The 26337-nt window shown below is 53.1% G+C and carries 28 protein-coding genes and 2 pseudogenes; 20 read left to right on the top strand and 10 right to left on the bottom strand.

The window, feature by feature from the left end; translation table 11 throughout:
- The first annotated feature begins 26 nt into the window (after nt 1-26).
- The 5 genes from OC597_RS24335 (at nt 27) to OC597_RS24315 (ending at nt 3824) form a co-directional block, all read left to right on the top strand.
- Nucleotides 27-326 carry a phage tail assembly protein gene (locus OC597_RS24335; protein ID WP_262210827.1) on the top strand — a complete coding sequence of 100 codons (300 nt, stop codon included), beginning with the start codon at nt 27-29 and terminating at the stop codon, nt 324-326.
- 99 nt (nt 327-425) lie between these two features.
- Nucleotides 426-2051 carry a hypothetical protein gene (locus OC597_RS24330; RefSeq protein ID WP_262210825.1) on the top strand — a complete coding sequence of 542 codons (1626 nt, stop codon included), beginning with the start codon at nt 426-428 and terminating at the stop codon, nt 2049-2051.
- Nucleotides 2051-2509 (top strand): phage tail protein, encoded by a 459-nt coding sequence (locus tag OC597_RS24325; RefSeq protein ID WP_012006466.1) that lies wholly within the window; start codon nt 2051-2053, stop codon nt 2507-2509. The genes OC597_RS24330 and OC597_RS24325 overlap by 1 nt, the downstream gene beginning before the upstream one ends.
- Nucleotides 2484-2699: a tail protein X gene (locus OC597_RS24320; RefSeq protein WP_041418928.1), complete on the top strand. Its 216-nt coding sequence runs from the start codon at nt 2484-2486 to the stop codon at nt 2697-2699. The genes OC597_RS24325 and OC597_RS24320 overlap by 26 nt, the downstream gene beginning before the upstream one ends.
- A gap of 3 nt (nt 2700-2702) precedes the next feature.
- Complete coding sequence (locus tag OC597_RS24315; protein WP_012006467.1) at nt 2703-3824, top strand: contractile injection system protein, VgrG/Pvc8 family; 1122 nt, start codon at nt 2703-2705, stop codon at nt 3822-3824.
- Nucleotides 3825-3911: 87 nt separating this feature from the next.
- On the opposite strand, the gene OC597_RS24310 is transcribed toward OC597_RS24315, so the two are convergent.
- Nucleotides 3912-4373, bottom strand: coding sequence for an Lrp/AsnC family transcriptional regulator (locus tag OC597_RS24310; RefSeq protein WP_262210821.1), 462 nt, complete (start codon nt 4371-4373; stop codon nt 3912-3914).
- 116 nt (nt 4374-4489) lie between these two features.
- On the opposite strand from OC597_RS24310, the gene OC597_RS24305 reads away from it, so the two are divergent.
- The 3 genes and pseudogenes from OC597_RS24305 to tolA all read left to right on the top strand — a co-directional run bounded on the left by OC597_RS24305 (nt 4490) and on the right by tolA (nt 6941).
- A complete protein-coding gene (locus OC597_RS24305) occupies nt 4490-5434 on the top strand; it encodes a DMT family transporter (RefSeq protein WP_012006469.1) in 945 nt (314 codons plus the stop codon).
- Nucleotides 5435-6243: 809 nt separating this feature from the next.
- Nucleotides 6244-6408: pseudogene (locus OC597_RS24300) on the top strand (NADP-dependent isocitrate dehydrogenase); the annotation flags it as partial.
- Nucleotides 6409-6497: 89 nt separating this feature from the next.
- Complete coding sequence (gene tolA / locus OC597_RS26675; RefSeq protein ID WP_409977209.1) at nt 6498-6941, top strand: cell envelope integrity protein TolA; 444 nt, start codon at nt 6498-6500, stop codon at nt 6939-6941.
- 120 nt (nt 6942-7061) lie between these two features.
- On the opposite strand, the gene OC597_RS24290 is transcribed toward tolA, so the two are convergent.
- From OC597_RS24290 to OC597_RS24275, 4 genes are all read right to left on the bottom strand, one after another.
- Nucleotides 7062-8183, bottom strand: a complete 1122-nt coding sequence (locus OC597_RS24290) for an AI-2E family transporter (RefSeq protein ID WP_261284382.1) — start codon at nt 8181-8183, stop codon at nt 7062-7064.
- A 276-nt stretch (nt 8184-8459) separates the two neighbouring features.
- Nucleotides 8460-8678: a tautomerase family protein gene (locus tag OC597_RS24285; protein ID WP_261255532.1), complete on the bottom strand. Its 219-nt coding sequence runs from the start codon at nt 8676-8678 to the stop codon at nt 8460-8462.
- 16 nt (nt 8679-8694) lie between these two features.
- Complete coding sequence (locus OC597_RS24280; RefSeq protein ID WP_262210818.1) at nt 8695-9435, bottom strand: SDR family NAD(P)-dependent oxidoreductase; 741 nt, start codon at nt 9433-9435, stop codon at nt 8695-8697.
- 107 nt (nt 9436-9542) lie between these two features.
- On the bottom strand, nt 9543-10766 hold the full coding sequence (locus OC597_RS24275) for an MFS transporter (protein ID WP_262210815.1): 1224 nt from the start codon (nt 10764-10766) through the stop codon (nt 9543-9545).
- A gap of 206 nt (nt 10767-10972) precedes the next feature.
- Between OC597_RS24275 and OC597_RS24270 the strand changes: the two genes are divergently transcribed.
- Complete coding sequence (locus tag OC597_RS24270) at nt 10973-11389, top strand: DUF2000 domain-containing protein (RefSeq protein ID WP_099064856.1); 417 nt, start codon at nt 10973-10975, stop codon at nt 11387-11389.
- A 33-nt stretch (nt 11390-11422) separates the two neighbouring features.
- On the opposite strand, the pseudogene aldA reads toward OC597_RS24270, so the two are convergent.
- Nucleotides 11423-12855: pseudogene (gene aldA / locus OC597_RS24265) on the bottom strand (aldehyde dehydrogenase).
- A gap of 303 nt (nt 12856-13158) precedes the next feature.
- Between aldA and rhaT the strand changes: the two are divergent.
- Complete coding sequence (gene rhaT / locus OC597_RS24260; RefSeq protein WP_262210813.1) at nt 13159-14193, top strand: L-rhamnose/proton symporter RhaT; 1035 nt, start codon at nt 13159-13161, stop codon at nt 14191-14193.
- On the opposite strand, the gene rhaR is transcribed toward rhaT, so the two are convergent.
- Nucleotides 14194-15063, bottom strand: a complete 870-nt coding sequence (gene rhaR / locus OC597_RS24255; RefSeq protein ID WP_261423690.1) for an HTH-type transcriptional activator RhaR — start codon at nt 15061-15063, stop codon at nt 14194-14196.
- Nucleotides 15064-15072: 9 nt separating this feature from the next.
- Nucleotides 15073-15897: an HTH-type transcriptional activator RhaS gene (gene rhaS, locus OC597_RS24250; RefSeq protein ID WP_262210810.1), complete on the bottom strand. Its 825-nt coding sequence runs from the start codon at nt 15895-15897 to the stop codon at nt 15073-15075.
- A 287-nt stretch (nt 15898-16184) separates the two neighbouring features.
- Between rhaS and rhaB the strand changes: the two genes are divergently transcribed.
- The 4 genes from rhaB to rhaM are packed head-to-tail and all read left to right on the top strand — an operon-like array spanning nt 16185 to nt 20067.
- A complete protein-coding gene (gene rhaB, locus OC597_RS24245) occupies nt 16185-17657 on the top strand; it encodes a rhamnulokinase (protein ID WP_262210808.1) in 1473 nt (490 codons plus the stop codon).
- Complete coding sequence (locus OC597_RS24240; RefSeq protein ID WP_261462418.1) at nt 17654-18910, top strand: L-rhamnose isomerase; 1257 nt, start codon at nt 17654-17656, stop codon at nt 18908-18910. The genes rhaB and OC597_RS24240 overlap by 4 nt, the downstream gene beginning before the upstream one ends.
- Nucleotides 18911-18919: 9 nt before the next feature.
- Nucleotides 18920-19756 carry a rhamnulose-1-phosphate aldolase gene (rhaD, locus tag OC597_RS24235; RefSeq protein ID WP_262210806.1) on the top strand — a complete coding sequence of 279 codons (837 nt, stop codon included), beginning with the start codon at nt 18920-18922 and terminating at the stop codon, nt 19754-19756.
- Nucleotides 19753-20067: an L-rhamnose mutarotase gene (gene rhaM, locus OC597_RS24230; protein ID WP_261255514.1), complete on the top strand. Its 315-nt coding sequence runs from the start codon at nt 19753-19755 to the stop codon at nt 20065-20067. Before rhaD ends, rhaM begins: the two co-directional genes overlap by 4 nt.
- 34 nt (nt 20068-20101) lie before the next feature.
- Here rhaM and OC597_RS24225 read toward each other — a convergent pair whose 3' ends face one another.
- Nucleotides 20102-20452, bottom strand: a complete 351-nt coding sequence (locus OC597_RS24225; RefSeq protein ID WP_262210804.1) for a GFA family protein — start codon at nt 20450-20452, stop codon at nt 20102-20104.
- Between the two features lie 174 nt (nt 20453-20626).
- Here OC597_RS24225 and OC597_RS24220 point away from each other — a divergent pair, with 174 nt between their 5' ends.
- The 5 genes from OC597_RS24220 (at nt 20627) to cspE (ending at nt 24396) form a co-directional block, all read left to right on the top strand.
- Nucleotides 20627-20836 carry a hypothetical protein gene (locus tag OC597_RS24220; protein WP_037422351.1) on the top strand — a complete coding sequence of 70 codons (210 nt, stop codon included), beginning with the start codon at nt 20627-20629 and terminating at the stop codon, nt 20834-20836.
- A gap of 185 nt (nt 20837-21021) precedes the next feature.
- Nucleotides 21022-22101 carry an SMP-30/gluconolactonase/LRE family protein gene (locus OC597_RS24215; RefSeq protein WP_262210801.1) on the top strand — a complete coding sequence of 360 codons (1080 nt, stop codon included), beginning with the start codon at nt 21022-21024 and terminating at the stop codon, nt 22099-22101.
- A gap of 250 nt (nt 22102-22351) precedes the next feature.
- Nucleotides 22352-23095, top strand: coding sequence for a DUF3658 domain-containing protein (locus tag OC597_RS24210; protein WP_261255510.1), 744 nt, complete (start codon nt 22352-22354; stop codon nt 23093-23095).
- Nucleotides 23096-23222: 127 nt separating this feature from the next.
- A complete protein-coding gene (locus OC597_RS24205; protein ID WP_261284393.1) occupies nt 23223-23867 on the top strand; it encodes a Qnr family pentapeptide repeat protein in 645 nt (214 codons plus the stop codon).
- A 316-nt stretch (nt 23868-24183) separates the two neighbouring features.
- A complete protein-coding gene (gene cspE, locus OC597_RS24200) occupies nt 24184-24396 on the top strand; it encodes a transcription antiterminator/RNA stability regulator CspE (protein ID WP_012006483.1) in 213 nt (70 codons plus the stop codon).
- Nucleotides 24397-24791: 395 nt separating this feature from the next.
- On the opposite strand, the gene OC597_RS24195 is transcribed toward cspE, so the two are convergent.
- Nucleotides 24792-25469, bottom strand: coding sequence for an isochorismatase family protein (locus tag OC597_RS24195; RefSeq protein WP_261255507.1), 678 nt, complete (start codon nt 25467-25469; stop codon nt 24792-24794).
- Nucleotides 25470-25737: 268 nt separating this feature from the next.
- Between OC597_RS24195 and OC597_RS24190 the strand changes: the two genes are divergently transcribed.
- Nucleotides 25738-26166, top strand: a complete 429-nt coding sequence (locus OC597_RS24190) for a universal stress protein (protein WP_262210797.1) — start codon at nt 25738-25740, stop codon at nt 26164-26166.
- Nucleotides 26167-26337: the final 171 nt, after the last annotated feature.

The raw sequence follows: 26337 nt of genomic DNA, 5'->3' as shown, positions 1-26337 counted from the left end.
GGGCCGCTTTTTTATTGGAGCTTTATATGAATTACCCAGGTCAGAAAGAAGAAATTAAATTTTTCACCCCGCTAACGTTGAAGGATGGCAGTCAATTAACAAGCGTCTATATGCGTGAGCCGTTGTTAAGGGACCGCCTCGATTATTCTAAAAACCCTGGGAACGCAGTCGAAAAAGACGCGGGAATGATGGCGAACCTTTGCGATATGAATATAGAGGATGTGTATTCATTGACAGCCGCAGACTATGCGCAGTTGGAGGCTGTATTTAACCGTTTTTTGCTGCCACCGGACGAGCGACAGAAAGCGAAATCCAAAAAGCGTTAAGGCTTATGGGCCGTCGATTGCATTACACAATGGCAGACTGGTTAACCATGCCATTCTCAGTGTTTTGTCAATTTATAGAAATTGAATTGGAGCATATAAATGACAAGCATTAGCCAGAAAATGAATGCTTCCATTAATTTTGGCGGCAATATCGACTCAAGCTGGGGACAATCTACAGCCGGATTAAATAAAGGCTTAAAAACCGTTACCCAACAATCGGGAAAATTGACCGCGCAGCAAAAGAAATTGCGGGAAGCAATTTTAAAGGCGAAAAATGAAGGGAAAAACATTAATGAATTAAAGTTGCAATACGACAAAGTGGGCCGCGCCATCAAGCGGGCCAATGATGAGCAGGAGGAACTGAATCGCAATTTAAAACTGGCCGAGCGACTGGAGCGGCGCCGCGAGCGCTGGGGAAAAGTAGGGCAGCTCGGCGGGCGTCTGGGCCGGACGGTCGGAACGGGGTTAGGGGTTGCCGCAATAGGCGGTTTAATTGGCGCCGGCATTGGTGCCGTAATGACCCCTGTCAGTATGAATGCAAAAACGGCTGAATCTGTAGGTAAGGCCCGCACCTATGGGGTGGGGGTTGAAACCTATAACGCCTGGGATAGTTATGCGCAGCAGATGGGGCTGAATGGTGAAAATTTTGGCGACTTGCTGGAAGAGTTAAAAAACAAGGTCGGCGAGTATAAAGCGACCGGGGAACAAAGCTCCCTCAATGATGCTTTTAAAATGCTGGGGTTCGGTGCCGGCGATTTGGCCGGCATGAACAATGAGCAGATGTTTGAAAAAATAATAGGGCGTGCGCTGACGCATAAAGACGAGCAGGAGGCGGCGTCCGCGGTCGATATGCTGATGGGGGGGGAAGCCAATAAAATCCTGACCTACATGCGCCTGACCGGCAAAAGTTACAAGGAGATGATGGATCAGCAGAAACGATACAACCTTGTGACGAAGGAGGGCGCTGATGGGGCCATTCGTGGCAACATTGCTTTCAATAACTTGCGCACGGTCTGGGGATCCTCTGTTGAAGAAATCGCCGGCAAGTTAGGTAACGACCTGGCGCCGATGGTGACAGAATTGGCGGACGAGTTATCCGACTGGTTTAAAAATGGAGGTATTGAGGTTATCGCCTCCACCATTAGAGAATCCTGGATCCCTGCGTTAATTGAATTTGGTAATGGTCTAATCACATTTAGCAAAGTAGCCATGAGCGTTGCCCGATTTTTATCTAAATTCGTCCCTGATGAAAATGAGGATAAAAAAGATGTATTGCGTTCGCTGGGCCGTACAGGTTCAACGGACATAGCCCGACAAACGGCAGAAAGAAGCGGTTTGGGGGAGTGGTTTGATAAACAATTGCAGGCTAATCCCAACTTATTAAAAGAGGCGGTTAAAGCTAATACCGATTCGCAAGGGTGGTTATTTCAGGACAATAAAGCCTTTGATAAGGGTATCGATGATATTTACAGCAAGACCGCCGATAACGGTGCAGGTGATCCGGTATTAAGTAAATTCTCAGAAATGATAGGGAGTATTAGCGGCTCGGGTAGCAGTGAGAAAGCGCCGGTTACGGACAATCGCCGGCAGCAGGTCAATATGACGGTGATCGCTCAGCCAGGCCAGGACCCGCAGGCGGTGGCGGATAGCGCCGTAACGTCAATGAAAAACCTGGATGTATTTAACGGTAACAACGCAATGCATGACCCTGCGGAGGTCTGGTAATGGTGGACATTATCGGTACAATCACGGGCGCCTACGATGCACGACGGCCGGCGGACAGCGCCAGCATTATGATGATGCTCGGCAACTTTGAGTTTTCTATCGACACGGCGACCTATAACCAACTGACGCGGGAGGCAAGTTGGCGCTGGAGTGAACAGGAGCGGATCGGCAAACAGGACTTGCTGCAGTACACAGGGAAATCCGCCAGGACGGTCAAAATGGACGGGGAAGCGCATTCTCAGTTTCGGAACGGTGTGGCCGGCATCGATGCGCTTTATGATCTGGCCGACAAAGCCGAGCCTCAGCAATTGGTGAGCAGCGCCGGCGATGTGCTGGGCTGGTGGGTTGTTACCGAATTTTCCGACACAACGCCGCTGTTTTTACCGGGTGGCGCCCCCCGCAAGAAAACCTACTCGATCACGATAAAACATTATGCCGATGACCTATCTAACCCGTGAGGGTGACGTGCTGGATGCCGTCTGCGCGGCCCACTACGGCACGGAGAACCTTTCGCAGACCGTTGTAACGGTTTTAGGCGCTAATCGCGAACTGGCGGCGCTGGGGGCTGTTTATCCGGCAGGGTTAATCATTACCTTGCCGGACATAGAGACGCCAACGCCTGAATCACCGATCCAGCTATGGGATTAACCGATGCAACAAAAACAGCCGGCCGAATTCCGGCCAGAATTCCGCATTATTGCGGAGGGGCGGGATATAACCGCGATCATTCGTGAAAACCTGGTGGATCTCAGCTTAACGGACAACGGCGGCGCCACGGGCAAAACTGATGAACTGCAAATTACCCTCCTGTCGGAAACGCTAAAACTCCCGTCCAAAGGCGCCCGCCTGAGCGTTGCCCTGGGCTTTAATGGCCAACTGGTCGATAAGGGCTGGTTTGTGGTGTCTGGCCGCGCCAGTAGCGGGCCACCGCGCAAGATCCAGCTTTACGCCACATCGGCCCCAATGAACGCGCAAAAACAGCCAGGTGATGTGCAGAGCCAGAAAAGCCGCAGCTGGGACGGCGTGACGCTGGGGGACATTGTGAAAACGGTGGCAACCGATAACGGCCTCATCCCCAAAATAGCCACGCAGCTGGCCGGCATCGCGATAGAACACATTGACCAGGTGAGAGAGTCCGACGCGGCGCTGATGACCCGCCTGGCGCGTGCGCATAACGCGGTAAGCAAGGCCGCCGGTGGTTATTGGTTGTTCCTGGAGCAGGGGGAGGCGACCACCGCCAGCGGTGGCGCCCTCAGTAACGTAACGATAACCCGGGAGGCGCTATCCTCGTGGAGCTATTCAGATGGCCAGCGCGGGGCCACAACGGGAAAGCCGGCGAAGACGGCAGACGGTAAGGGCAAAAAGGGCAAAGTGAGCGTTGCCTATTTCGACCCCGCTGATGGTAGAACTAAAACGCAATCGCTGGAGCATGATGGGCCTGACCAGTCCAACCCCTTCACGCAGCCGAGCAAAGCCCAGGCGGACAGCAGCGCCAAATCAAAAATGACGCAGGCCAACCGGAACGAAAGGCGAATGACGCTAAGCGGCCCGGGCCGGCCGCAGTATGTGCCGTTGACGGCCGAAAGCCGGATAACAACGGCGGGATTTGGTGAGGAAGAGGATCGCACCTGGTTAATCGAGTCCCTGGCGTTCTCTTTGAGCAGCTCAGGCCTGGCGATGGCGTTTAACCTGGCAACAGATATTAAACCACCTACCGGCAGTAAAGGCGCGAAGAGGAAAAAGAAATCCGATGGTATTGGCTATTTCGATTAACGCTATTCAGATCGCGAATGTCAGAGGATGGTTGCCATAAAACGCTTGTTTTATGGCAACTGACATTAAAAATAAATAACGAAACAGTTAACCTGGTAATGGAATTTGAGTGGTGTATTTTATTTCCTCCATGGAGAAACTGGATGTGACATCACTTAATTCATTAACTAACCTTACTAGTTTTTTATAGAAATCATCGTAACCCTTCATATCTGAAACTACCACCTGTAGGAGATAATCATATTCTCCCGTGGTACGAAAAAGGGAGATCACTTCAACCATATCATCGACCTGTGAAACAAAGTCCTTATACCATTCATGGCTGTGGTTGCGGGTTTTTATCATCACAAAGGCTGTAAGCGATAAATTAAGCTTGATCTTACTCAGCAGGGCAACCCGACCAATAATGAACCCTTCGTCCTCAAGACGTTTTATGCGTTTCCAACATGGATTAGGTGTTAAATTGACAGCCTCTGCCAGGTCCTGCAGACTCAGGGTACAGTCGCATTGCAACAGTTTTAGTAGTTCCTTGTCTTTCTTGTCCAGCATAAGTCCATCCTTGTGACATAGAAAAATCTTCTCTAAACGTATAAAAAAACAATAAAGAAAACAATATTTTTCTCCTTTTGAAAAGTTACATTAGTTTCTTTGCCTGAGGGAGCATTATGCGTAAAGTAACAGTGTCAATATTATTTTTACTGGTTGCATTGACCTGGGGTACGACGTGGCTGGCGATGCGGATTGCCGCTGAAACAATTCCTCCTGTATTTGCAACGGGGATGAGGTTTATGTTTGCAGCACCTTTTTTAATCAGTATTGCATGGCTTAAGAAAACACCTCTATTATTTCCGCCCGGACAGCGATTGTTTCAGTTGGTGATCTGCATTTTCTATTTTGCAATTCCTTTCTCATTAATGATTTATGGTGAAACTTATGTCAGCTCAGGACTTGCCTCTATTATATTTGCGAATATGCCTGTGGCAGTTTTGATCGCATCTATATTGTCCCTGAATGAAAAGACAAACACTATACAGATAGGTGGCTTAGCTATTGCTATAGTGGCACTGATGGGGATTCTCCTAAATGAAACGAATACAAATTCAGAGAGTCACTGGCAGGGGATACTTGCACTTGTTCTTGCCGTGATTATACATGCGACAATATATACTCAATGCAAGAAAAGAAGCTTTGCTGTTTCTGTTATAACATTTAACGCGCTCCCATGCTTTTTAGCTGGGTTAATACTGACTATGGCAGGGTACCTTTTCGAAAGACCGCTATTGTCGAATTTTTCAGTTAATTCAATATTAGCCACAGTGTATCTCGGGGCATTTGCCGGTGTTTTTGGAATTCTGTGTTACTTTGCACTTCAGCAAAAAGCTACTGCCTTTCAAGCTTCACTTGTGTTCCTTATCTTTCCTCTAATTGCGGTAAGTCTGGAAAATTATATTTATGGGTATGCAATTTCAACAAAATCAATGCTTCTTATCATACCGTTAGCGATCGGGATATTTCTTACGCTTGTATCCCGAGGGGCTTCTGAAAGCGGCCGCTGGCGGGAAAGCTTATCAAAAAACGGTCGTATACCTGATGACACAGAACATTCCTGAAACTGTTAATGGGGGGTAATGCAGGTCATGATGGATAAATGTAGGTTCATTTTCGGATCTTGTGGGTATGGTGACTCTGTTGGTTGAAGCTAATGAATGCAGGTTGGACCAATTATCTACACAGGTATTTACAATTAACTTCTGTCGCTGACGTATTCTTAATTGCGTATATGTTATCGTGATAACTAATAATAAAAGAGGCGGGTTAATTCGCCTCTTTTATCAATCTGGCTTGCTGTTTCTACTGTTGCTTTTTCACAATACCAATAAATACCGCTCGGATAAGGTTTCCGATTCTTGTTACCACTCGCTTTAAAATCGATGCTGGTTTGCACTTCTCACAGTAGGCCGGTTCGGCGTTAGCCCAACTGGTGGTTTCTGCTATCCATAACCCGCACGTTCTGCAAAACGTCATGTTGCATGCAGACATGATACACCTCCATATGTAAACCATTGTTAATGTTGCGTGTATTTTCTTGGAGTTGCAAATGGGTATTGCCGATCGATTTGTGCATGATTGATCGCTGAAAACGATCGTTGAGCTTTAAGCGAAATTTCTACGATGAAACCAGTCACCCGCACTTTCCATGTTTCCTGCAGTACTTCCTCGATAGCCTCTCTGTCCGCTGGTATACCGTTGTGCGCTACCCCCATGACGGTGAGCGTAGTAGCAGTAAAGGAATTATCAAAACCAGATAAACATTAATTATAATCAAAGGCTTACGAATTACCTAAAATGATACAACCACATAGATTAAATGTAGTTTTTATTATTATATTCAATTGGTTATGAACTATACTGCAATCTACTGCTGCGTCACATGGGCTGGTTCGAAGCGGCTGACCTGATTGTTAAAGGCACCGAAGGCGCAATCGCTGCCAAGACCGTGACCTATGACTTCGAACGCCTGATGGAAGGCGCTAAACTGCTGAAATGTTCAGAGTTTGGCGACGCTATCGTTAAACACATGTAATTGTGTTTTTGCGCTTGAATGATAACGGGAGCCTGATGGTTCCCGTTTTTTATTGTTCTTTCCAGTGACTATTCTAAAAGAAGGGAATCATGAATAGCGTTCATTCAGGATTTAAAAAAAACCTGCCGGCATTAATGCTTATTGTCGTCTCACTATGGCTGACAGGTTGTACCAAGACGAACGCTGTGGCTAACGCTGGGCCGTCTGCAAACGGTGTCGATGATCTTTTTGCTGCCCTTGACGGCAAAGCAACTCCCGCAGCAGGGGATGAGGTCAGCAACTATGCCGGGCAGGTACGCGCTGCGATTCAGAGCCATTTCTATGATGCCAACGCCTATGCCGGCAAGCAATGTACTATCAGAATGAAGTTTGCCCCAGATGGGATGCTTTTGGCTGTCCGGCCTGAAAGTGGTGATCCTGCCCTTTGCCAGGCTGCTATAAAGGCAATCATAAATACCCGTTTTCCCAAGCCACCGTCACAAGCGGTTTACGATGCTTTTAAAAATTCCGTACTCGAATTTCGCCCTCAGTAGTTGAATGACGAAACTATCGTTAAAGCATGTAATTGTGTTTAAGCATTTGAACAACAACGGGAGCCGAAGGGCTCCCGTTGTTTACTGCTGTTTTACAGCTAGCCCGACAGGGGCAATGTTTCAATCAACCTTGGTGGCGTCAGGATGATTCTTGCCTTCCTCGATAAAATCTTCATCAATCTCATCGGTGGTTGCTGCGCTGTCGCGGCCGGAAAGAATATTCCAGCAGGCGATGAACAGGGCGGCGATAAGCGGGCCGATGACGAAGCCATTAATGCCGTAAATCTCCATGCCGCCCAGGGTCGAAATCAGAATCAGATAATCCGGCATCTTGGTGTCTTTACCCACCAGCAGCGGACGAAGGATGTTGTCGACCAAACCGATGATCACCACGAAGAAGCCCACCAGGAACAGGCCTTTCCACAGCATCCCCGTAGCGAAGAAATAGATGGTGGCGGGGACCCAGATAATGGCAGAACCGACGGCAGGGATGATCGACAGGAACGCCATCAACGCGGCCCACAGCAGGCTGCCCTCGATGCCGGTGAAGTAAAACGCCAGGCCGCCGAGCGCGCCTTGCACTACCGCTACCACGACCGTGCCTTTCACCGTCGCGCGGGAAACGGCCGCGAACTTCACAAACAGATGATGTTTAACGTGTTCGGATAACGGCAACGCCTGGAGCGTAAGATTAACCAGATAAGGGCCATCTTTCAGCAGGAAGAACAGCAGATAAAGCATCACGCCAAAGCCAACGGCAAAGTTGAACGTGCCTTTGCCGATCAGGAACACGCTACCGGCCAGGTATTGCCCACCCTGCAGCGCCACTTCTGAAAGTTTCTTTTGTATCTCAGCTGCGTTGTCGAGGTTGTGTTCAGTCAGGAAATGACGCGCCCAACTGGGGAGCAACTTGAGGGTATCGGCCAGAATGACCGGGAATTGGGTATTGTTACCCTGTAACTTGGTGTAGACGACGTTGAGCTCAATCGCCAATGAAGAAGCGATGATAGCCAACGGGGTAAATACAATCAGACAGATCACTGCGACCGTCAAAAGCGACACCAGGCCATTGCGGTCGCCCAGATACTGCTTAAGTTTTTGTTTCACCGGATGGAAAATCACCGCCAGGATGATGGCCCACAACACTGACGAGTAATAGGGACCCAATACGTCCAAAAAAGCCGCGGTCACTATAAAAAGGATCAGAATAAAGAATCCCTTTGAAATACCCTTAGACATCATACCCGTCCCTCTGATGATAGATTTTGCCTGCCAAGGCCAGTATTCACTGACATTGACACTTCTTGAAGAACAAACCCTATCATCACAAACGCGTAACAGGTAGCGGATTTTATGCGCGAACAATTAATAAAACTTATTAATAATGTTTTATTTTGTAGGGATATTTAAGCCGGGAAGTCGTACAAAATCCCCCGCGCCTGACGAATCCAATCCCATTTTCAGATTCGGGTTGCATGGTCAAGGTGGGGGGATTGAGGGGGCAATAAACGGGGAGTGTTATCGCTTAATCGCAGCCCGCTCCCTGGTTCGCAGGGCAGTGACGGTTTCACCGCCGATGCCCCAGTTGTCGGTAGCGACTTCGTCAATCACTACAAAGGTCGCATGGCGAGGCTTGTTCAGTACGCGTTCTAGCAACTCGGTGACGCCTTCGATCAACTGGCGCTTGTGCTCCGCCGTGACCCCTTCGTCGGTGACTTTAATATTTACATAAGGCATTGCAGGTTCTCCTTGATTACCAGACGCCGGCGGTAGTGCCGCCGTCAACGGTGACGATGGTGCCGGTGACAAAGTTGGAATCCGTCAGGTACAGCACCGCATCGACGATATCCTGCGGTTGACCAATGCGCTGGGTCGGTGCCATCTGCTTCATAAACGCCAGGCTTTGCTCATCCTGATTGTTCATTGGGGTGGCAATGATGCCGGGCGCGACGGCGTTGACCATCACATTATGCGGTGCCATTTCCAGTGCCAGCCCACGGGTGGCTTGATTTAGCCCCCCTTTGACCATAATCGGCAGCACAGGAGGGACCTTGCTGATCGGCTGCATGGCGATGGCGGCAGTGATGGTGACAATATGCCCGGAGCCATGCGGCATCATGTGACGGGCGGCGGCCTGTGAGGGATAAAAGAAACCTTTCAGGTTGGTGGCCAGCATCGCGTCGACATCTTCCTCCGTATAGTCTGTCACCGGTTTGGACAGGAAAATCCCCGCGTTGTTGATCAGAATATCGACCTGGCCAAAGTTTTCTTCCGCTTGTTCGAACAGACGAGTTGCGGTTTCCGGCTGGGCAATATCACCAGGAACCAGCAGCAGGTTTTTAGGATTACCGAGCTGGTTTGCTGCCGCCTGCAAACGCTCCAGCGAGCGTGCATTCCCCACCACATTGTAACCGCGTGCCAGGTAAGCCTGTGCAATAGCGAACCCCAACCCGCTGGATGCGCCAGTAACAATAACCGTTTTTACTCTGTCCATTATCTGTTCTCTGTATAGCCATTATTGGTATGGCTGAAACGATAATGCTTTTGCGTGAAGAGAAAAATGGGCTCAGAGTCATTTGATTTTATACATGGTGTAATGAGTCATGCGCTGCCTGGCGGATTTTTGCCCCCGGATGTCAGCGTTAACGCCAACAGGCTTCCCAGAACCGCAGCGGCCAACACCATAAAGGAGGGCGCTGTCCACCCGGCATAGGCCACCAGAGTGCTCAAGACAATCGGGCCGATCACCTGACCGAGATAAATGCCTTGCATCACTAACCCCAGACTCAGGGGAATCAACGTGGGCTCAGGTGCGGCCGCCGGTGTGGCTGCCAGAATGGTGGCGGGCAGCATCCCGCCGATACCGCTAAACAATAAACACAGTGGGACCAGCATGGCATTCGGTGTGGCCGAAAGGAAGACGCTGGCTCCGGTCAGTCCCATCAACATGCTGGCAATGGCGAGTAGGGTACGGGCACGCAAGCCACGCGACAGCAATATACCGGCGAAGAGATTGCCGAGAATATTGACCGCAATCACCGCTGCGCTGACACCGCCGGCCGCGGCCAGTGTCAGTCCGATGCGCTGCATCAGGAATATCGGCAGAAAGGCCATCACGGCGAAAAACTGCAGGTTATAGGTGGTGAAGATCAGGGCCAGCAGCAGCGGTTGCCGGGCACGCAGGATGCTGGCCAGCGCCTGACGCAATTTCACCGTCGTGGCCGCAACGGCGGTTGTCACAATGCGCGGCGTGGTGAACGGTAGCAACAATGCTGCCAGCAGGGTCAGGATACCACCGGCGATCCAGCTTTGTTGCCAGTCGGCGAAATGCGGGCCGAAGAACAGGGAGATCGCCATGCCTGCCGGCATAAAGGTGCTCCAGATGCTGAACACCAGATTACGTTGTTGCGGTGCCACCACCCGAGTGAGCACGGTCGGTGCAGCCACTACCACAATGACAAAGCCGATCCCTTCGATAACGCGGGTGACGATCAAGCCGGTGAAGTCGTGCTGAGTCGCTCCGGCGAAGCTGGCGACGCTGACGATCACCAAGCCCAGCCCCAGCAAGCGTCGATCGCCCCAGCGGCGCACCAGCTGTCCGGCGGCGATGCCCCCGAACACGCCGATAAACGGAAAGGCTGAAATAATCCAGCTCAGGGACTCCAGCGAACGGCCGAATTCGCGCTGCAGTTCCGGCAAGGCAATGGTCGCTTTACCTACGTGCAACGCAACGGCAATGCCGGCGAACAGCACATTGATGATTGCCGGCCACTGAGTGGCGGGGGCTGGCGCTGAGTCCACGGCGTTGGGCTTGCTCGCAGTCATGATTTTTTCCCGGGAGATAAAACCCAGACTATGCGTTATGCCGAAATTATCGACAGTTCAATTGTGGCGCTATTTACCGCCAGAACCGCACATTTCGAGCTTATTGCTGAGCCGTGCTATTCCCCTGTAGCCGTGCTTGGCTGATCTACATCATTGAAACTTATTTAATGGACGGGTAAAACACTTGCTTCACCAAGGAGAAGTGTATGTACAGCGACAACGAGAAGAAGTTCTATATCATCCTGAACCGCAACCATGAACCGGCAACCCTGTTCAATGCGTCCTGCCATTTGACGGCGGGTATTACCGATCTGATCGAACAGCGCGAATTTCATCATTATCCCAGCGCTATCGAAGGCGTAAGCGCCAATATGAGCCATTATCCGATCGTGATCCTGCAGGCAAAAAACAGCAGTCAGCTCAGTAATCTGGTCCTGAAATGCAAGGAAGAGGGAGTCCTGGCCAACTTCTTTACCACCACCATGCTGTCACATTCGGCAGAGCAACAAATCGCCGATACCGCCAATACCGAATATGAAAAGCTGGAGTTCGTGGCGGTAGCACTGTATGGGGATACCGAACAGCTTAAGCCACTGACCAAAAAGTTCTCCGTTTACCGCTGAGGCCCCGTGATGGGGCCCCGTAATAGGCATTAATCACTGGAATTGCAGATAGGCTACCTGGGTTTGCAGATATTCCTCCAGTCCGTGGCGGCCATCGGCGCCGCCAATGCCGGACTTACGCCAGCCGGCATGGAAGCCCTGCATCGCTTCAAAGCTTTCACGGTTGACGTAGGTTTCACCGAACTTTAATTGCTTGATCGCCATCATTGCCACGTTGAGATCTCGGGTGAAAATAGACGAGGTGAGACCGTATTCGCTGTCGTTGGCCATAGTAATAGCTTGGTCAAAGCTGTCGAAGCAACTGACCGGCAGCACCGGGCCGAAAATCTCCTGATGCATGATCTCCATCTCTTGCTGCACGTCACTCAGGATCGTCGGCGGAAAAAAGTAGCCGCTGCGCGCTGGCCGCCCATCACCAGCGTCGCGCCCTGGCTGACCGCTCGCGCCACTTTATCTTCTACTCGCTGTAGCGCCTCGGCGCTGATCAACGGCCCCATATCCAGCCCGGTTTGTTGATTAGGATCGCCAAAGGTGACCTGACGGAAAGCCTCGGTCAACTGGGCCATAAACTGCGGATAAATGTCCCGCTGCACGTAAACGCGTTCGGTGCAGTTGCACACCTGGCCACTGTTGATGACGCGTGAGCTGACGATGGCTTTGACGGCCAGACTGAGATCGGCGTCGGCCATCACAATCGCCGGGGCTTTGCCGCCCAGTTCCAGCGATACCTTGGTGACGTTGTCTGCGGCGGCGTGCAGGGTGGCGACACCGGCGCCGACGCTGCCGGTCAGGCTGACCATGCCCACTTTCGGGTTAGCCGTCAGCGCCTGGCCCAGTTCCGGCCCGTAGCCGGTCACCAGGTTAAACACGCCGGACGGCAGGCCGATCTCATCTGCGATCTCGGCAAACAGCAACGCATTGCCTGGCGTCAGTTCGCTGGGTTTGATCACGATGGTATTGCCGGTCAGCAGTGCCGGTGCGGCCTTGCGTGCAATCAGGAAGAACGGGAAGTTCCACGGCAGGATGCCGACTACCACGCCAATGGCTTTTTTGAACAGGAAGATATTTTCATTCGGCCGATCGCTCTGGATGATCTCCCCCTCATAGCGGCGCGCCCACTCGGCAATATAGTCGAGGTAGTCGGCGGTAAACAGTACTTCCACCTTGGCCAACTCGGGCGTTTTCCCGCCTTCGGCGACGATCAACCTCGTCAGTTCCGGCTCTCTGCGTCGCACGCCGGCGGCCAGCCGATGCAGCCACTGGCCGCGCTCAACCGCGGGTAGCGCTTCCCAGCCAGGTTGTGCGGCCTCGGCGGCATCAATGGCCCGTCTGGCTTCGTCCGCACCGCCTTGCGGGATTTGCATCATCACTTGCTCGGTGGCCGGGTTGATGACATCAATCCAGCGCCCAGTGTGGTGGGCAACAAATTCACCGTTTATATACATTCGTTTTTGGTTCTGGGTCATGAGAGGGCTCCACAGGATTATTATTAATGCCTTGTTATGGTAATGACCTTCGGGTGTTAAAAACCTTTGCCTCACTGCCAGCTTCGCCGCCAGAATGGCAGCCAGACCTTCTTCTTCAGGCCACTGCCTTTCGCCTGTGCAGCCTTGAGATGAATTTGTGATCCCGGTCAGCGTTACCCCTTGGATTTTGCCAGCTTCCGTCAGAACTGGCAGTCAGGCTAAGGTTGCGCGCCGGACAATATTCATAGACTCCTTCACGCCTGTTTTTTGTCCTCATCACAAGCAATGAAGGAATCAATAATAATGAATAACGCTGTCATGCTGGGAATCCTGTGGCATCTGGTGGGCGCTGCCAGCGCCGCCTGTTTTTATGCCCCGTTCAAAAAAGTTCGTCGCTGGTCGTGGGAAACCATGTGGTCGATCGGTGGCCTGATGTCGTGGTTGATCCTGCCCTGGGCGGTAAGCTATGTGTTGCTGCCGGACTTTTGGCGCTATTACAGTGCTTTCAGCCTGTCGACTCTGCTGCCGGTGTTCCTGTTTGGCGCCATGTGGGGCATTGGTAACGTCAACTACGGCCTGACCATGCGCTATCTGGGCATGTCGATGGGGATTGGTATCGCCATTGGCATCACGCTGGTGGTAGGCACGCTGATGACCCCACTGTTGCAAGGGCGCTTTGTGGCGTTGTTCAGCTCCGCCGGTGGCAAGCTGACGCTGCTGGGCGTTGCCATTGCCCTGATTGGCGTGGTGATTGTTTCGTGGGCCGGGGTGCTGAAAGAGCGGGCGATGGGCATTCGCGCCGAAGAGTTTAATCTGCGCAAAGGACTGCTGTTGGCGGTGATGTGCGGCATTTTCTCCGCCGGTATGTCGTTTGCGATGGATGCCGCTAAACCCATGCACCAGGCTGCCGCGAATCTGGGGATTGATCCGCTGTATGTGGCGTTGCCGAGCTACGTGGTGATCATGGGGGGCGGGGCACTGGTTAACCTGGCCTACTGTTTTATTCGCCTGGCGGTCAAAGCGGATCTATCAGTCAAGGCTGATTTCTCGCAGGCCAAATCGCTGCTGGTGGCCAACGTACTGTTCTCATTGCTCGGCGGTACCATGTGGTACCTGCAATTCTTCTTCTATGCCTGGGGCCATGCCAACATTCCCGCGCAGTACGACTTTATCAGTTGGATGCTGCACATGAGTTTCTATGTGCTGTGTGGCGGTCTGGTGGGATTATTGCTAAGAGAGTGGAAAAACGCCGGCCGTCGCCCGGTCAGCGTATTGTGTATCGGCTGCTTGACGATCATTCTGGCCGCCAACGTTGTTGGCTTGGGCATGGCGGGCTGATCAGCGTTTTACCCCGGCGGCAGGGCGTTCGGCGCGTTTAAAACGCTGACGCCAGGCGCTGGGGGTGACGCCGGTTTCACGGGTAAACACCACCGAGAAATAGTTGCTGTCCTCAAAGCCGCAGCGGGCGGCCACTTCACCGATCAGTTCATCACTGCCGCGCAGCAGGGATTTTGCCCGGCAGAGTTGCAACTGGCGCAGATAGTGGCTGATGGTCATGCCGGTCTGCTGTCGAAACAGCTGCTTAAGGCTGCGCTCTGCCAGGTGATGATGTCGGCAGAATGCCTCCAGCTCAAAATGTGCACCACTGTCTCCCTGAACGGCTGCCATCAGCAAATCCAGTTGTTCGCCTTCCGGTAATTGATCGTCCTGGCCGACTGCATAGCGATGACGACGCAGGATCAGCACCAGTTGCAGAAAAAGCGCCTCGGTGAGCTGGATCGACAACAGGTCGGTTTTACAACTTTCCAGTGCCAACTGCTGGATCACACTGCGTGCCAGTGCCATTCCCCGGGTGGTCAGCCGCCAGTGAGATTGATGCTGAGCCCGGTCCGGTGGCAGCAGTTCCGCCCAGCCAATCGCCAGTTGGAAGCGTTCCGGGCAGTAGAGAATATTGTCCAGTACCAGATCATTGACCGATTCATAGCTGTGGCAGTCGTGGTCGCGAATATAAAACATATCGCCACAGGTCACCCGCCATGGCTGATCGTTCAGTACGTGCATGCCGTTACCGCGCCAGACAATGACGATTTCGCTGAACTCATGAATGTGCGGCGGAAATGACGATTGGGGCGCACGATCGGCAACCGCCACCGGCATCAGTGCCGATGGCAGATAATCCTCTTTGGCCAACAGAAGTGGGCTTTTCACCGTGGCACCTCAGGTTAAGAAATCGTTCTGCCGTAGAGTACGGGGGGAATAGCCGAACTCACGTTTGAAAAGCGTGGAAAAGTGATTGCTGTCACCAAATCCGCATTGGTAGGCAATGTCGGTGATGCGGGTTTCATCCTGCCGCAGCATTTGCCGCGCCTGCAGTAGCCGCAGCCGGTTGAGGTAACGCTGCGGAGTGTTGCCGGTCTGCTTCTTCATCTGGCGATGCAGGGTGCGTAAGGGCAGGCAAAAACGATCCGCCAACTCATCCCATTTGATTTCATCACTGTAGTGATCCGCCAGCCAGTCCAATAGCTGCCGCAGACGACCTTCCTGATCGTCAACGGCAGTGGCTATACAGCCCTGTCGTAACAGCACCAGCAATTGCATAAACAGCAGTTCCTGCTGCGCCAAATGCTCCAGGCTGAATGTCACTGGGGTCTGCTCCAGCCGCTGAATAATAATTTGCACCTGTGCCAGCAATTTATTGTTGATACGCCAGTGCGGCTGCTGATCCTGTGTCAGCGGCAACAGTGGATCCAGCCCGGCGAGAAAGCGGAAGGCGTTAGGACCCCGGTACAACACGTTGGTCAGATGCAGGTTATCGGTTTGCTCGTAGAGATGGCGATCGCAATCACGGATAAAACACACGCAGCCGCTGCACAGCGTTTGCGGTCGACCGTTCAGCACATGGGTTCCGGCACCCTGTTCCACAATCACAATTTCGTGAAAATCATGATGATGTTCAGGAAAGCTCGACTGGGGTTCCCGCGGTTCAATCACGACCGGGTAGGGGCTTGAAGCGAAAAAATCACTGCCGTGCAGGATAGCCATCTTTCGATCTCCGTTAACCAATTTGTAACAGATACTAAAGGAGGCGTCGGGCGGTCGCCTTTAATTTGCAACGCAAAAAGGCGTCACACTGCGTTCATTTATCAAGAATGGCGCGGAAAAAAGCCAAAGTGCGCGCGGCATCACAGGCGGTAAAAAAACAAAACGTGAGCTGTATCGCGTAAATCTTTGCCGTATTGCCAACCCGCCTGGCCGGCTGGCAGTGGTGATAAGGTGTCGTTTGCCTGGGGTTTTAGACTGATGCCATCGATTCATCAGGAAGCAACCCCATGAGCACTCGCAATATTGTCTCCATCGATCTTGGTGCCTCCAGTGGCCGTGTGATGTTGGGGCGCTATCAGTCCGACGACCGGACCATTAGCCTGCAAGAAGTCACCCGCTTTCGTAATCAACTGGTGTCGATCGACGGCCACGATTGTTGGGATATCGACGGGCTGGAGCACGCCATTCGTCAGGGGCTGCAGCAGTTGGATCAGCAAGGCATCACGCCGGACAGCATAGGGATCGACACCTGGGGCGTGGATTATCTGCTGTTGGATAGCGAAGGGCGGCGAGTCGGGCTGCCGGTTGCCTACCGCGACGGCCGCACCCACGGGCTGATGCAACAGGCACAGCGCGAGATGGGCACCCAATGGCTGTATCAACGCACCGGCATCCAGTTTTTACCTTTCAATACCCTCTATCAGTTGCGCGCATTCAGCCAACGTCATCCCGAATTACTGAGTCAAGTCGCCCATGCCTTGCTGATCCCGGATTACCTGCATTACCGGCTCACCGGGCAACTGAACTGGGAATATACCAACGCGACTACCAGCCAACTGCTGAATATTCACAGCGGCGACTGGGATCCTGAATTGCTGGCCTGGGCCGGTGCCAAAGCCGCCTGGTTCGGTCACCCGACAGCGCCGGGGAATACCGTCGGGCATTGGCGGATGGCCAGTGGGACGCAGGTGCCGGTGATTGCGGTAGCGACTCATGACACCGCCAGTGCGGTGCTGGCGACGCCGCTGCAGGGTCAACACGCCGCCTATCTGAGCTCCGGTACCTGGTCGTTGATGGGCTTTGAGAGTCGGCACCCTTACACCGGTGCGGTAGCACAGGCGGCCAATATCACCAACGAGGGCGGCGTCGAAGGGCGTTACCGGGTGCTGAAGAACATTATGGGGCTGTGGCTGCTGCAGCGGGTGTGTGAGGAGTTGAATATCACGGACCTGTGCCAACTGGTCGAGCAGGCGGCGGCGCAGCCGGGCTGTCGATCGCTGATCAATCCCAATCATCCGCGCTTTATCAACCCGGTGGCGATGGTGGCTGAGATCCAGCAGGCCTGTATCGAGCAGGACATGCCGACGCCTTATAGTCCTCCGGCGCTGGCGCGCTGCATTTTCGACAGCCTGGCGCTGCTTTACCGACAGGTGCTGGGCGAGTTGCAGGCCCTGCGCGGGCGACCCTTCAGCCACTTGCATATCGTCGGTGGCGGTAGCCAGAACCCTTTACTCAACCAGCTTTGTGCCGACGCCTGCGGGATCCCGCTGTCAACCGGGCCAGTCGAAGCCTCGACGTTGGGCAACATCGGCAGCCAATTGATCGCGCTGGGTGAGGTGGCAGATGTCGCTACCTTCCGGCAGTTGGTGGCTGAAAACTTCCCGCAACAGATTTTTTCACCGCAGCCGTTCGGGGTCTTTACGGCCGGCTGGCTGCGGTTTCAGACGCTTAATCCCGCGATCAAGGAGCTTTGCTTATGACCCGACCTATTGAACAGGCGTTTGCGCTCGCCAAACAGCGTTTTGAGGATCTCGGCATCGACGTCGAGCTGGCGCTGACGCAGTTGGACAGCATTCCGATCTCGATGCACTGCTGGCAGGGCGATGACGTGCGCGGCTTTGAAAACCCGCAGGCGGCCCTGACCGGCGGCATTCAGGCCACCGGCAATTACCCGGGCCGGGCAACCAACGCCAACCAGCTGCGTGCCGATCTGGAACGCGCCATATCGCTGATCCCGGGGCCAAAGCGGGTGAACCTGCATGCGATCTATCTGGAAAGCGAGGTGCCGGTGGAGCGTAATGCCATTGAACCGGCGCATTTTAGCCACTGGGTGGAATGGGCCAGGGAGCATCATCTGGGACTGGATTTTAACCCGAGCTGTTTTTCACATCCCTTGAGCAGTGACGGCTTCACCCTGGCGCACGCCGATCCGGCGATTCGGCGCTTTTGGATCGAACACTGCCAGGCCAGCCGCCGCATTTCGGCCTATTTTGGCGAGCAGCTCGGCACGCCGTCGGTGATGAATATCTGGGTGCCGGACGGCATGAAAGATCTCACCGTTGATAGGATGGCACCACGACAACGCCTGCTAAGCGCACTGGATGAGGTGATCAGCCAACCGCTGGATCCCCGGCACCATATCGACGCGGTGGAAAGCAAACTGTTTGGCATTGGCGCAGAAAGCTACACCGTCGGCTCTAACGAGTTCTATCTGGGCTATGCCACCAGCCGCCAGGTGGCGCTGACGCTGGATGCCGGGCATTTTCATCCAACCGAAGTGATTTCCGACAAGATCTCCACCGCCATGCTGTTCGTGCCACGCCTGTTGCTGCACGTCAGCCGTCCGGTGCGCTGGGACAGCGACCATGTGGTATTGCTGGATGACGAAACCCAGGCCATCGCCCATGAAATTGTGCGTCACGGTCTGTTTGACAAGGTGCATATCGGCCTCGACTTCTTTGATGCATCTATTAACCGCATCGCTGCCTGGGTGATCGGTACGCGCAATGCCCGCAAGGCACTGCTACGCGCGTTGCTGGAACCGGTGGAATTGCTGCGCCGTCTGGAAAACGCCGGCGATTACACCGCCCGGCTGGCAATGCTGGAAGAGCAGAAATCGCTGCCGTGGCAGGCGGTCTGGGAAATGTATTGCCTGCGCCATGAAGTACCCGCCGATGCCGGTTGGCTTGGCGAAGTTCGTCAGTACGAAAAACAAATTCTCAATCAACGTTAAGGGCGCCGTATGCAACAACTTCTTTCTTCATGGTTTGTTCAGGGCATGGTGAAAGCCACCTCGGATATGTGGCTGAAAGGCTGGGACGAACGCAACGGCGGCAACGTCAGCCTGCGCCTGCTGGACGAGGAGGTGCAGCCGTTCGCGGCGGATTTTTATCCGCAGCCGCGCCGCGTCGAACTGAGCCAACCGGCGGTGGAACTGGCCAACTGCTGGTTCCTGGTGACCGGTTCCGGCAAGTTTTTCCGCAATGTGCAGCTCGATCCGGCCGACAGCCTGGTATTGCTGCGGATTAGCGAGGACGGCCACGCCTACAGCATTTATTGGGGGCTAACTAACGGCGGTGTGCCAACCTCGGAGCTGGCATCACATTTCCAGTCACACTGCGTGCGTAAAACCCTGACCGAGGGACGCGATCGGGTGATTATGCATTGTCATGCCACCAACCTGATTGCCCTGAGTTACGTGCTGGAGCTGGACTCGGCAAGCTTCACCCGCATGTTGTGGGAAGGCAGCACCGAGTGTCTGGTGGTGTTCCCCGACGGTGTGGGTATTGTGCCCTGGAGGGTTCCGGGCACCGACGAGATGGGTGAGCACACCTCGCAGCAGATGTGTTCACACTCGCTGGTACTGTGGCCGTTCCACGGTATTTTTGCCAGCGGTCCATCATTGGACGACGCCTTCGGCCTGATCGATACCGCTGAAAAATCGGCGCAGGTACTGGTGAAGGTGTTGTCGATGCAGGGGATGAAGCAAACCATCAGTAAAACGCAGTTGATTGCGCTAGGCGAACGTTTTGAGGTGAAGCCCTGGGCGGCGGCGCTCAATGTGGTGCGTGAGCTATGATCCGCAAGGCCTTTGTGATGCAGGTAAACCCTGATGCGCATCAGGAGTATCAGCGTCGCCATGCGCCGATCTGGCCTGAGTTGGCGCAGACCCTAAAGCAACACGGCGCGCATCACTACAGTATCTTCCTTGATAGCGATCGCAGCCTGCTGTTTGCCGTGGTTGAGATTGAGTCGGAAGCACGCTGGCAGGCCGTCGCGGCGACCGAAGTATGCCAACGCTGGTGGCTGTCGATGCGTGAACTGATGCCCAGTCATGCCGATAACAGCCCTGTGAGTGAGGCGTTAACCGAAGTGTTTTATCTGGAGTAGCGGGCAGGCGGGGGTTACCCCGCCTGATTTCCGTTCAGGCACTGGCACCGTCAAACGGATGGATCTTCAATGAGTCCAGTGCCAGCTCCGGTACGCAACGCAGGTTAACGGCGCACATTGCCGCGCCATCCGGGCCTTTACCATAGGCGAAGGCCTCGGTGCCGCAGGTTTGGCAAAACTGGTGCTGAATGATGTGTTTGTTAAAGGTGTAACCGCGCAGTAAGTCTTCGCCGCTGTTCAGTACAAAGCAGTCGATCGGGAAGAACGCCAGCAACATGCCTTTACGGCGGCAGATTGAACAGTTGCAACTCAGGGCCTCATGGGGCAGATCGGCGTTCACCGTAAAGGTGACGGCGCCGCAGTGACAGCTTCCTTTAAAGGACATAATGGTTCACCTGCTGGAAAACTCAGATTGAGCAATTATAGTTCACTTATTCACCAGATTGATTTGGCGGGGGCATATATCAGCGTGGAGAGTGAGGATTCTGTGGTTCGACCCATTAGAAATACCTTTAAATTCTGTTAAGTTAGTCACTAGCGTAATCACAAGGAGAGAACGATGTTAGAGCAATACTACCCGGCCACGATGAGCTCCAAACCGATCACGGATGAGCAGCATAAAAGATTGGTGGCGGTGCAAGCGGCGCTGGAACTGATCAAGGCCACGCTGTCCGATACCAACGACGGTAACGGCGTGGATTTTCAGCTGAAAGCCGCTGAAAAACACATTGGCCCGATGGCCGACGCCATTCAAGAAGCGTTGAAATAATTCCCGCTACCGTTAATCAACCGCCCCAGGGCGGTTTTTTGTGCCGTTTCGCTGGCGAACCACGTCGAGCAACCCACCGCATGATTGCTGTGATTTTTTCATTAGCGTATTGCCTTTTTTCCGACTAGTGCTGTTTTCAGCCCCAACCTACTATGCAGATCCGGTTAATTACCAGGTTTCCTGTCATGTTCCAGAACACCGTATCATCATCAACTTCACCGCTGCGCTTTGGTGGGATTACGCTGCTGGTCAGCTTCGTCTTGTTCTTTGCGACTGTCGCGCCGACCCAGGGCGCGCAGGTTATCACCTTTGTCCCCGATGTCGCTGGGGGGTATCCCGAGAGCATTGCCTGGAATGAACGCGCCGGGGCGTTTCTGGTTTCGTCGCTGCGCGGCGGGCAGATTGGCCTGGTTTATGAGGATGGGCGCTACAAGCGTTTCGCCGCCGGTCGTTCACAAATCACGACTTCCGGTATTGTCGTTGACGCCGTGCGCAACCGCGTGCTGGTCTGCAACGAAGATGTAGGCATTGCGCTCAAATCTTCACCCGGTACGCGCAATCGCGTCGCGCAGGTGCTTGAGTTTGATCTCGACACCGGTGCACTGCAGCATGTATATGATTTCTCGCCGTTGAGCAAAGGACCGACGCTCGCCAACGATCTGGCCATCGACGCGCAAGGCAATGTCTACGTTACCGATAGTTTTCAACCGCAGATTTATAAAATCGACCAGACAACCAAGGCGGTTTCGATACTGGTGCGTTCCGAACGCCTGATGCCGGTTGCGACCACTGCGGCGTCGGGGGCTAAACCCTATCTCAACGGCATTGTTTACCACCCGGACGGCTATCTGATCGCCGGGGACTATTCCCGTGGTCTGTTGTGGAAGGTGGCGCTGGATGGAACGCACGCGCTAAGCGAAATCAAGCTGCCACAGCGTCTGAAAGGGCCCGACGGATTACGTCTCAAAAGCCCTGACACCCTGGTGGTGGTACAGTCTTTCCCTGGCGTCGGGCAGGGCATGTCGGGGGATGTGACGCTGCTTTCTTCATCCGACGGCTGGGCTAGCGCCCGCATTACCGCGGTTGCCACGCCGCCGGGATTGGATGGACCCACTGCGGCGGCCGTCAAGGATGGCGAGGTTTGGGTCGTCAATTCACGTTATCCTCGTCTCTTTGCCGATACGGCCAATGCCGATCGCACGCGCGAGTTTAGCCTCGTCAAGGTGGCGTTTAGCGATGGTCAGAACGCCGCCGGGTCGCCATGAAGGGCCGTAGCGCCCACCGACGGGGCGTGGATTTTCAGCTGAAAGCCGCTGAAAAACACCTTGGCCCGATGGCCGACGCCATCCAGAAAGCGCTGAAATAATTCCCGCTACCGATAATCAACCGCCCCAGGGCGGTTTTTTTTATGCCATTCAACCGGACAAATTAGGATTTTTTGTCTAGTGACAGCGGGAGAAAGTTGGCAAAATTCACCCCAGGATTATTTTAGGGAACAGGCGGAGGAGAGCGTTAATGAAGGATGTGCATATTGCCCTGTCGGGCGGCTGCGTGCGGTTGGCTTACCCGGGAGAGAACGTACTGGATTTCACCGATAATCTGTCATTTGGGCCGCTGTACGCGCTGGATGACGATCGGGGTCTGCAGGCCCGTGCCCGCTGGTTTCAAGATTTGCATCACTCTATTCACGCCCCCGAATGGGACTCTTCCTCCCAGCGCCTGACGGCGATGGAAAACTTGAGAACACAGTTGTCCGCCGTCAGCGGGCAGATGACGCTGTGGATTAGCGATAATCCCGATGAGCAATTGATGTTGCGCGCGTTGTTGCCTTTGCTGGGGGAGCGTTCAGTGTTTATCGTCAACGTCACTGAACTTGCCGGAAGCGAAGCCACTGGCAGTTGTCCGATTGAAACGCTCGAATCCTTGTGGGTTCGTCGGTCTGAGCTGACGGCAGAAGACAAAGCTGCTCTCATTGCCGACTGGCACCGTCTGCTGAAGGAGAACGCCCCGGTGCGGATCTTTACGCAATGTGAGGTGCAGGGGAAAACGCTGGATTTCCATGACCCACTGTTGCTGCAACATTGCCCGAGCGACTTTACCCAGGGTTCCCGGGTGGTGGGTAACGCGATGGTGAATTCGCCCTACGGGGTAGGCGACACCTTTCTGAATTTTCGGCTGTACGCGTTGATTGAACAGGGCGTATTGCAGGCGCAGACTGGCGGTGTGAACATGAACCGACTTCAGGTGCGACAGGCTTAACCGCGCTCACCCGGCGTTGTGTTTTTTTGTGCTGTGAGCCGGAAAAAACCGGCCAAAGCATTTTTCTCCGGCCTGCAGTTCTGCTTATAATGCGCCACTGACTGTACAAATAAACAGGTGTGTCGCGATGACGCTGGCGTTGAAGGGTGAAAAGATTGCTCGTAACCGGTTTACCGGCGAGAAAATTGAAAACGGCAGTTTTATCAACTGCGATTTTTCGGGCACTGACCTGACCGGTACCGAATTTATCGACTGTCAGTTTTACGATCGCGAAAGCCAGCAGGGGGGAAATTTCAGCCGTGCCTTGCTGAAGGATGCCAGTTTCAAAAACTGTGACCTGTCGATGGCGGACTTTAGAAACGCCAGTGCACTAGGTATCGAAATCCGCGAGTGCCGGGCGCAGGGGGCGGATTTTCGCGGCACCAGCTTTATGAATATGATCACGCCGCGCACCTGGTTTTGCAGCGCTTACATCACCAAAAGTAACCTGAGCTACGCCAACTTTTCAAAAGTGGTGCTGGAGAAGTGTGAGCTGTGGGAAAATCGCTGGAACAGCGCGCAAATCCTCGGCGCGACGTTTAGCGGCTCCGATCTGTCCGGCGGCGAATTCTCTTCATTTGACTGGCGTGCCGCCAACTTTACCCAATGTGACCTGACCAACTCGGAACTGGGGGAGCTGGACCTGCGCAGTACCGATCTGCAGGGCGTGAAACTGGACAGCTACCAGGTGTTTCAAATGATGGAACGGCTGGGAATTGCGGTTATCGGCTAAGCCTTTTTGCACTATAGGGCCGTTAGGCCCTTACTGGGCGCGGCCAAGGACGCGGTGGTGGATAAATAATAAATGGTGTGTATAAATATTATAATAAATATTCCTTGCTTAAATAATTCCCTCGTGTATAAATAACGCCATCGGTTTGTAGTACAGACCTTATGAAAGCAGTTTTAGTAAAGCAGTTCTCAGTATTAGTGATATCCCATAGATACCTCTTCTTCCGCGAATTTCCTTCTCTAGTGCCCAAGTAAGTTTCCAATAAAAACAGACCTCAATCGCCTTATGGCGTCTCAAAAATATAAAGGAAATATCTATGTCTACTAAAATGACTGGTTTGGTAAAATGGTTTGATGCAGGTAAAGGTTTTGGCTTTATCTCTCCGGCAGACGGCAGCAAAGACGTGTTCGTGCACTTCTCTGCTATCCAGAGCAATGATTTCAAAACGCTTGATGAAGGTCAGCGCGTTGAATTTACTATCGAAAACGGTCAGAAGGGTCCTTCTGCCGGTAACGTAGTAGTTTTATAATTTATAGGTAGTGTTTTATTTCTTACGATAGCGAAGAAGGTGTAAACCGGAGCAGATAAGAAATAAAAGAATTACCTGAATAAACTCCGGGATTACCCGGAGTTTATCTAAAATATTTATATTCAGAATATTCCAATAGCAATGGTTATTGGCAACAGCAAAAAAGATTGGCGTCGTAATAATAATATCGACAGTGATTCAGTCTGTTTTTCTGTTGTGAAAAAGTTGTGCTTAGGCTGCGTAAGGTTGGAGTGTTGGACGGACGCTTACGCCATAACATGACAGTCGGGAAAGTGACCGACAAACATTGATGACCCTGGCCTGTGCCGGGGTTTTTTTATGCCTGCCGTTCAACAGACTCAAGGTAAAACCGGCCTGTTGAACGGTGGTCGTTATCAGCGTTGGGAATCCAGCACCTCATTGTTTTTCACGACGTCTTGCGCTTTTACATAACTTTCAATCAGTAACTGATACGCCGGGAAGATTTTGGTATAGACCTCGGCCCATTGTTGCGCATCTTCGCGATTCCAGCTGCCCTGAAGTTCAGAGGCTACGCCGGCGGTATCGATCGGTACTACGCCAGCCTGCACTACACGGGCCAGAGTAATTTCCTGCGCCATTTTTGAATAGGTGCCTGAGGCATCGATGACGGCAAAGACCTTATAGCCCTCTGCGACGGCACTGATTGACGGAAAAGCCATGCAGACGCTGGTAATGGTACCGGCGATAATCAAAGTTTTACGTCCGGTCGCCCTGACCGCGGCGACGAAATCCGGGTTATCCCAGGCATTGATTTCCCCTTTACGGGCAACATACTGTGCGTGCGGCGCATTCTGATGGATCTCTGGGATCAGCGGGCCGTTTGGGCCTTGTGGCACTGAGGCCGTAGTAATCACCGGCAATTTGCTTAGGGTGGCGATACTGGCCAGTGCGGCAGCGCGGGCACGCAGTTCGGTCATTGGCATATCAGCGACGGTTTGAAACAGGCCGCTCTGGTGGTCGATCAACAGCATGACGGCGTCATTAGCATCAATAACAGGACGCTGACCATTGAAGTTTGCGGGAGTGCTCATCTTTAAATTCCTCTGTCATCGCTAGGTGTGGATACTCATTAAGGCTTAAGAACCAGGGTTGGGCCTCAGTTCTAAGCTTTAGTGTAGGGAGAAGGGGGATTTCCGCTAGAGGGGAAAGTTAGGATGCATCGTTCCATCAGCAGAACGATGGTGCAGGCAGGCGATGATTTCATTGCTGAACTAAACTTAAGTTGCAAAAGAAACCTGCGAACAGCCTCTGGCAGGGAGCGCCATCTTGTTTACTGGCTCGATGCGGAGGGCAGTTATCATGACTTATCAACATATCCTGGTCGCAACCGATCTCGGCGAAGATGCCGAGTTCTTGCTGGGCAAAGGCGCCAAACTGGCTGGAGCGCTGAATGCCAGATTATCCCTGATCTATATCGATATTCATCATACTGGCTATTACGCCGAACTGGGCGTAGGCGAATACAACTACACGGATCGCACCTTTTCCGAACGCGTGAAAAATATGCTCAATGCGATTAAAGACCACTCGTCTTACCCGGTTGAAGAGGTGATTATCGGGCGTGGCGACCTGGTGGAGGAGTTAAATCGGGCGGCAAAAGACAAGGGTTGCGACCTGATCCTCTTCGGTCATCATCACGATATCTGGAGCCGGTGGATATCGTCGGCACGGCAGGCGATCAACAACCTGCAAGTCGATCTGCTGGTGGTGCCGATTGAGAAAAAATAAGCCTGCCCGTGGCCGCCATCCCTCAGCGGCCCGGGTTTTGATTACCACTGCTTACCGGTAAACGGCGATATAGGGCCGTGACTGAACTTATTGATGGCTGATAGTGCGGCCTATAAATAGTCACGCCAGAGAATTTTATCAATTTCATCAAATGGTTGGCTTAATTCTGAT

The organism is Serratia proteamaculans, assembly GCF_946227095.1.
Classification (GTDB): Bacteria; Pseudomonadota; Gammaproteobacteria; order Enterobacterales; family Enterobacteriaceae; genus Serratia; species Serratia proteamaculans_E.
The sequence above is the reverse complement of the archived record's forward strand: the minus strand, read 5'-3'. Positions and strand labels throughout refer to the sequence as shown.

Excerpts from the sequence above, each read along its gene's own strand:
- OC597_RS24335 (WP_262210827.1), top strand. The coding sequence starts at position 27 with ATGAATTACCCAGGTCAGAAAGAAGAAATTAAATTTTTCACCCCGCTA.
- OC597_RS24330 (WP_262210825.1), top strand. The coding sequence starts at position 426 with ATGACAAGCATTAGCCAGAAAATGAATGCTTCCATTAATTTTGGCGGC.
- OC597_RS24325 (WP_012006466.1), top strand. The coding sequence starts at position 2,051 with ATGGTGGACATTATCGGTACAATCACGGGCGCCTACGATGCACGACGG.
- OC597_RS24320 (WP_041418928.1), top strand. The coding sequence starts at position 2,484 with ATGCCGATGACCTATCTAACCCGTGAGGGTGACGTGCTGGATGCCGTC.
- OC597_RS24315 (WP_012006467.1), top strand. The coding sequence starts at position 2,703 with ATGCAACAAAAACAGCCGGCCGAATTCCGGCCAGAATTCCGCATTATT.
- OC597_RS24310 (WP_262210821.1), bottom strand. The coding sequence starts at position 4,373 with ATGCTGGACAAGAAAGACAAGGAACTACTAAAACTGTTGCAATGCGAC.
- OC597_RS24305 (WP_012006469.1), top strand. The coding sequence starts at position 4,490 with ATGCGTAAAGTAACAGTGTCAATATTATTTTTACTGGTTGCATTGACC.
- tolA (WP_409977209.1), top strand. The coding sequence starts at position 6,498 with ATGAATAGCGTTCATTCAGGATTTAAAAAAAACCTGCCGGCATTAATG.
- OC597_RS24290 (WP_261284382.1), bottom strand. The coding sequence starts at position 8,183 with ATGATGTCTAAGGGTATTTCAAAGGGATTCTTTATTCTGATCCTTTTT.
- OC597_RS24285 (WP_261255532.1), bottom strand. The coding sequence starts at position 8,678 with ATGCCTTATGTAAATATTAAAGTCACCGACGAAGGGGTCACGGCGGAG.
- OC597_RS24280 (WP_262210818.1), bottom strand. The coding sequence starts at position 9,435 with ATGGACAGAGTAAAAACGGTTATTGTTACTGGCGCATCCAGCGGGTTG.
- OC597_RS24275 (WP_262210815.1), bottom strand. The coding sequence starts at position 10,766 with ATGACTGCGAGCAAGCCCAACGCCGTGGACTCAGCGCCAGCCCCCGCC.
- OC597_RS24270 (WP_099064856.1), top strand. The coding sequence starts at position 10,973 with ATGTACAGCGACAACGAGAAGAAGTTCTATATCATCCTGAACCGCAAC.
- rhaT (WP_262210813.1), top strand. The coding sequence starts at position 13,159 with ATGAATAACGCTGTCATGCTGGGAATCCTGTGGCATCTGGTGGGCGCT.
- rhaS (WP_262210810.1), bottom strand. The coding sequence starts at position 15,897 with ATGGCTATCCTGCACGGCAGTGATTTTTTCGCTTCAAGCCCCTACCCG.
- rhaB (WP_262210808.1), top strand. The coding sequence starts at position 16,185 with ATGAGCACTCGCAATATTGTCTCCATCGATCTTGGTGCCTCCAGTGGC.
- OC597_RS24240 (WP_261462418.1), top strand. The coding sequence starts at position 17,654 with ATGACCCGACCTATTGAACAGGCGTTTGCGCTCGCCAAACAGCGTTTT.
- rhaD (WP_262210806.1), top strand. The coding sequence starts at position 18,920 with ATGCAACAACTTCTTTCTTCATGGTTTGTTCAGGGCATGGTGAAAGCC.
- rhaM (WP_261255514.1), top strand. The coding sequence starts at position 19,753 with ATGATCCGCAAGGCCTTTGTGATGCAGGTAAACCCTGATGCGCATCAG.
- OC597_RS24225 (WP_262210804.1), bottom strand. The coding sequence starts at position 20,452 with ATGTCCTTTAAAGGAAGCTGTCACTGCGGCGCCGTCACCTTTACGGTG.
- OC597_RS24220 (WP_037422351.1), top strand. The coding sequence starts at position 20,627 with ATGTTAGAGCAATACTACCCGGCCACGATGAGCTCCAAACCGATCACG.
- OC597_RS24215 (WP_262210801.1), top strand. The coding sequence starts at position 21,022 with ATGTTCCAGAACACCGTATCATCATCAACTTCACCGCTGCGCTTTGGT.
- OC597_RS24210 (WP_261255510.1), top strand. The coding sequence starts at position 22,352 with ATGAAGGATGTGCATATTGCCCTGTCGGGCGGCTGCGTGCGGTTGGCT.
- OC597_RS24205 (WP_261284393.1), top strand. The coding sequence starts at position 23,223 with ATGACGCTGGCGTTGAAGGGTGAAAAGATTGCTCGTAACCGGTTTACC.
- cspE (WP_012006483.1), top strand. The coding sequence starts at position 24,184 with ATGTCTACTAAAATGACTGGTTTGGTAAAATGGTTTGATGCAGGTAAA.
- OC597_RS24195 (WP_261255507.1), bottom strand. The coding sequence starts at position 25,469 with ATGAGCACTCCCGCAAACTTCAATGGTCAGCGTCCTGTTATTGATGCT.
- OC597_RS24190 (WP_262210797.1), top strand. The coding sequence starts at position 25,738 with ATGACTTATCAACATATCCTGGTCGCAACCGATCTCGGCGAAGATGCC.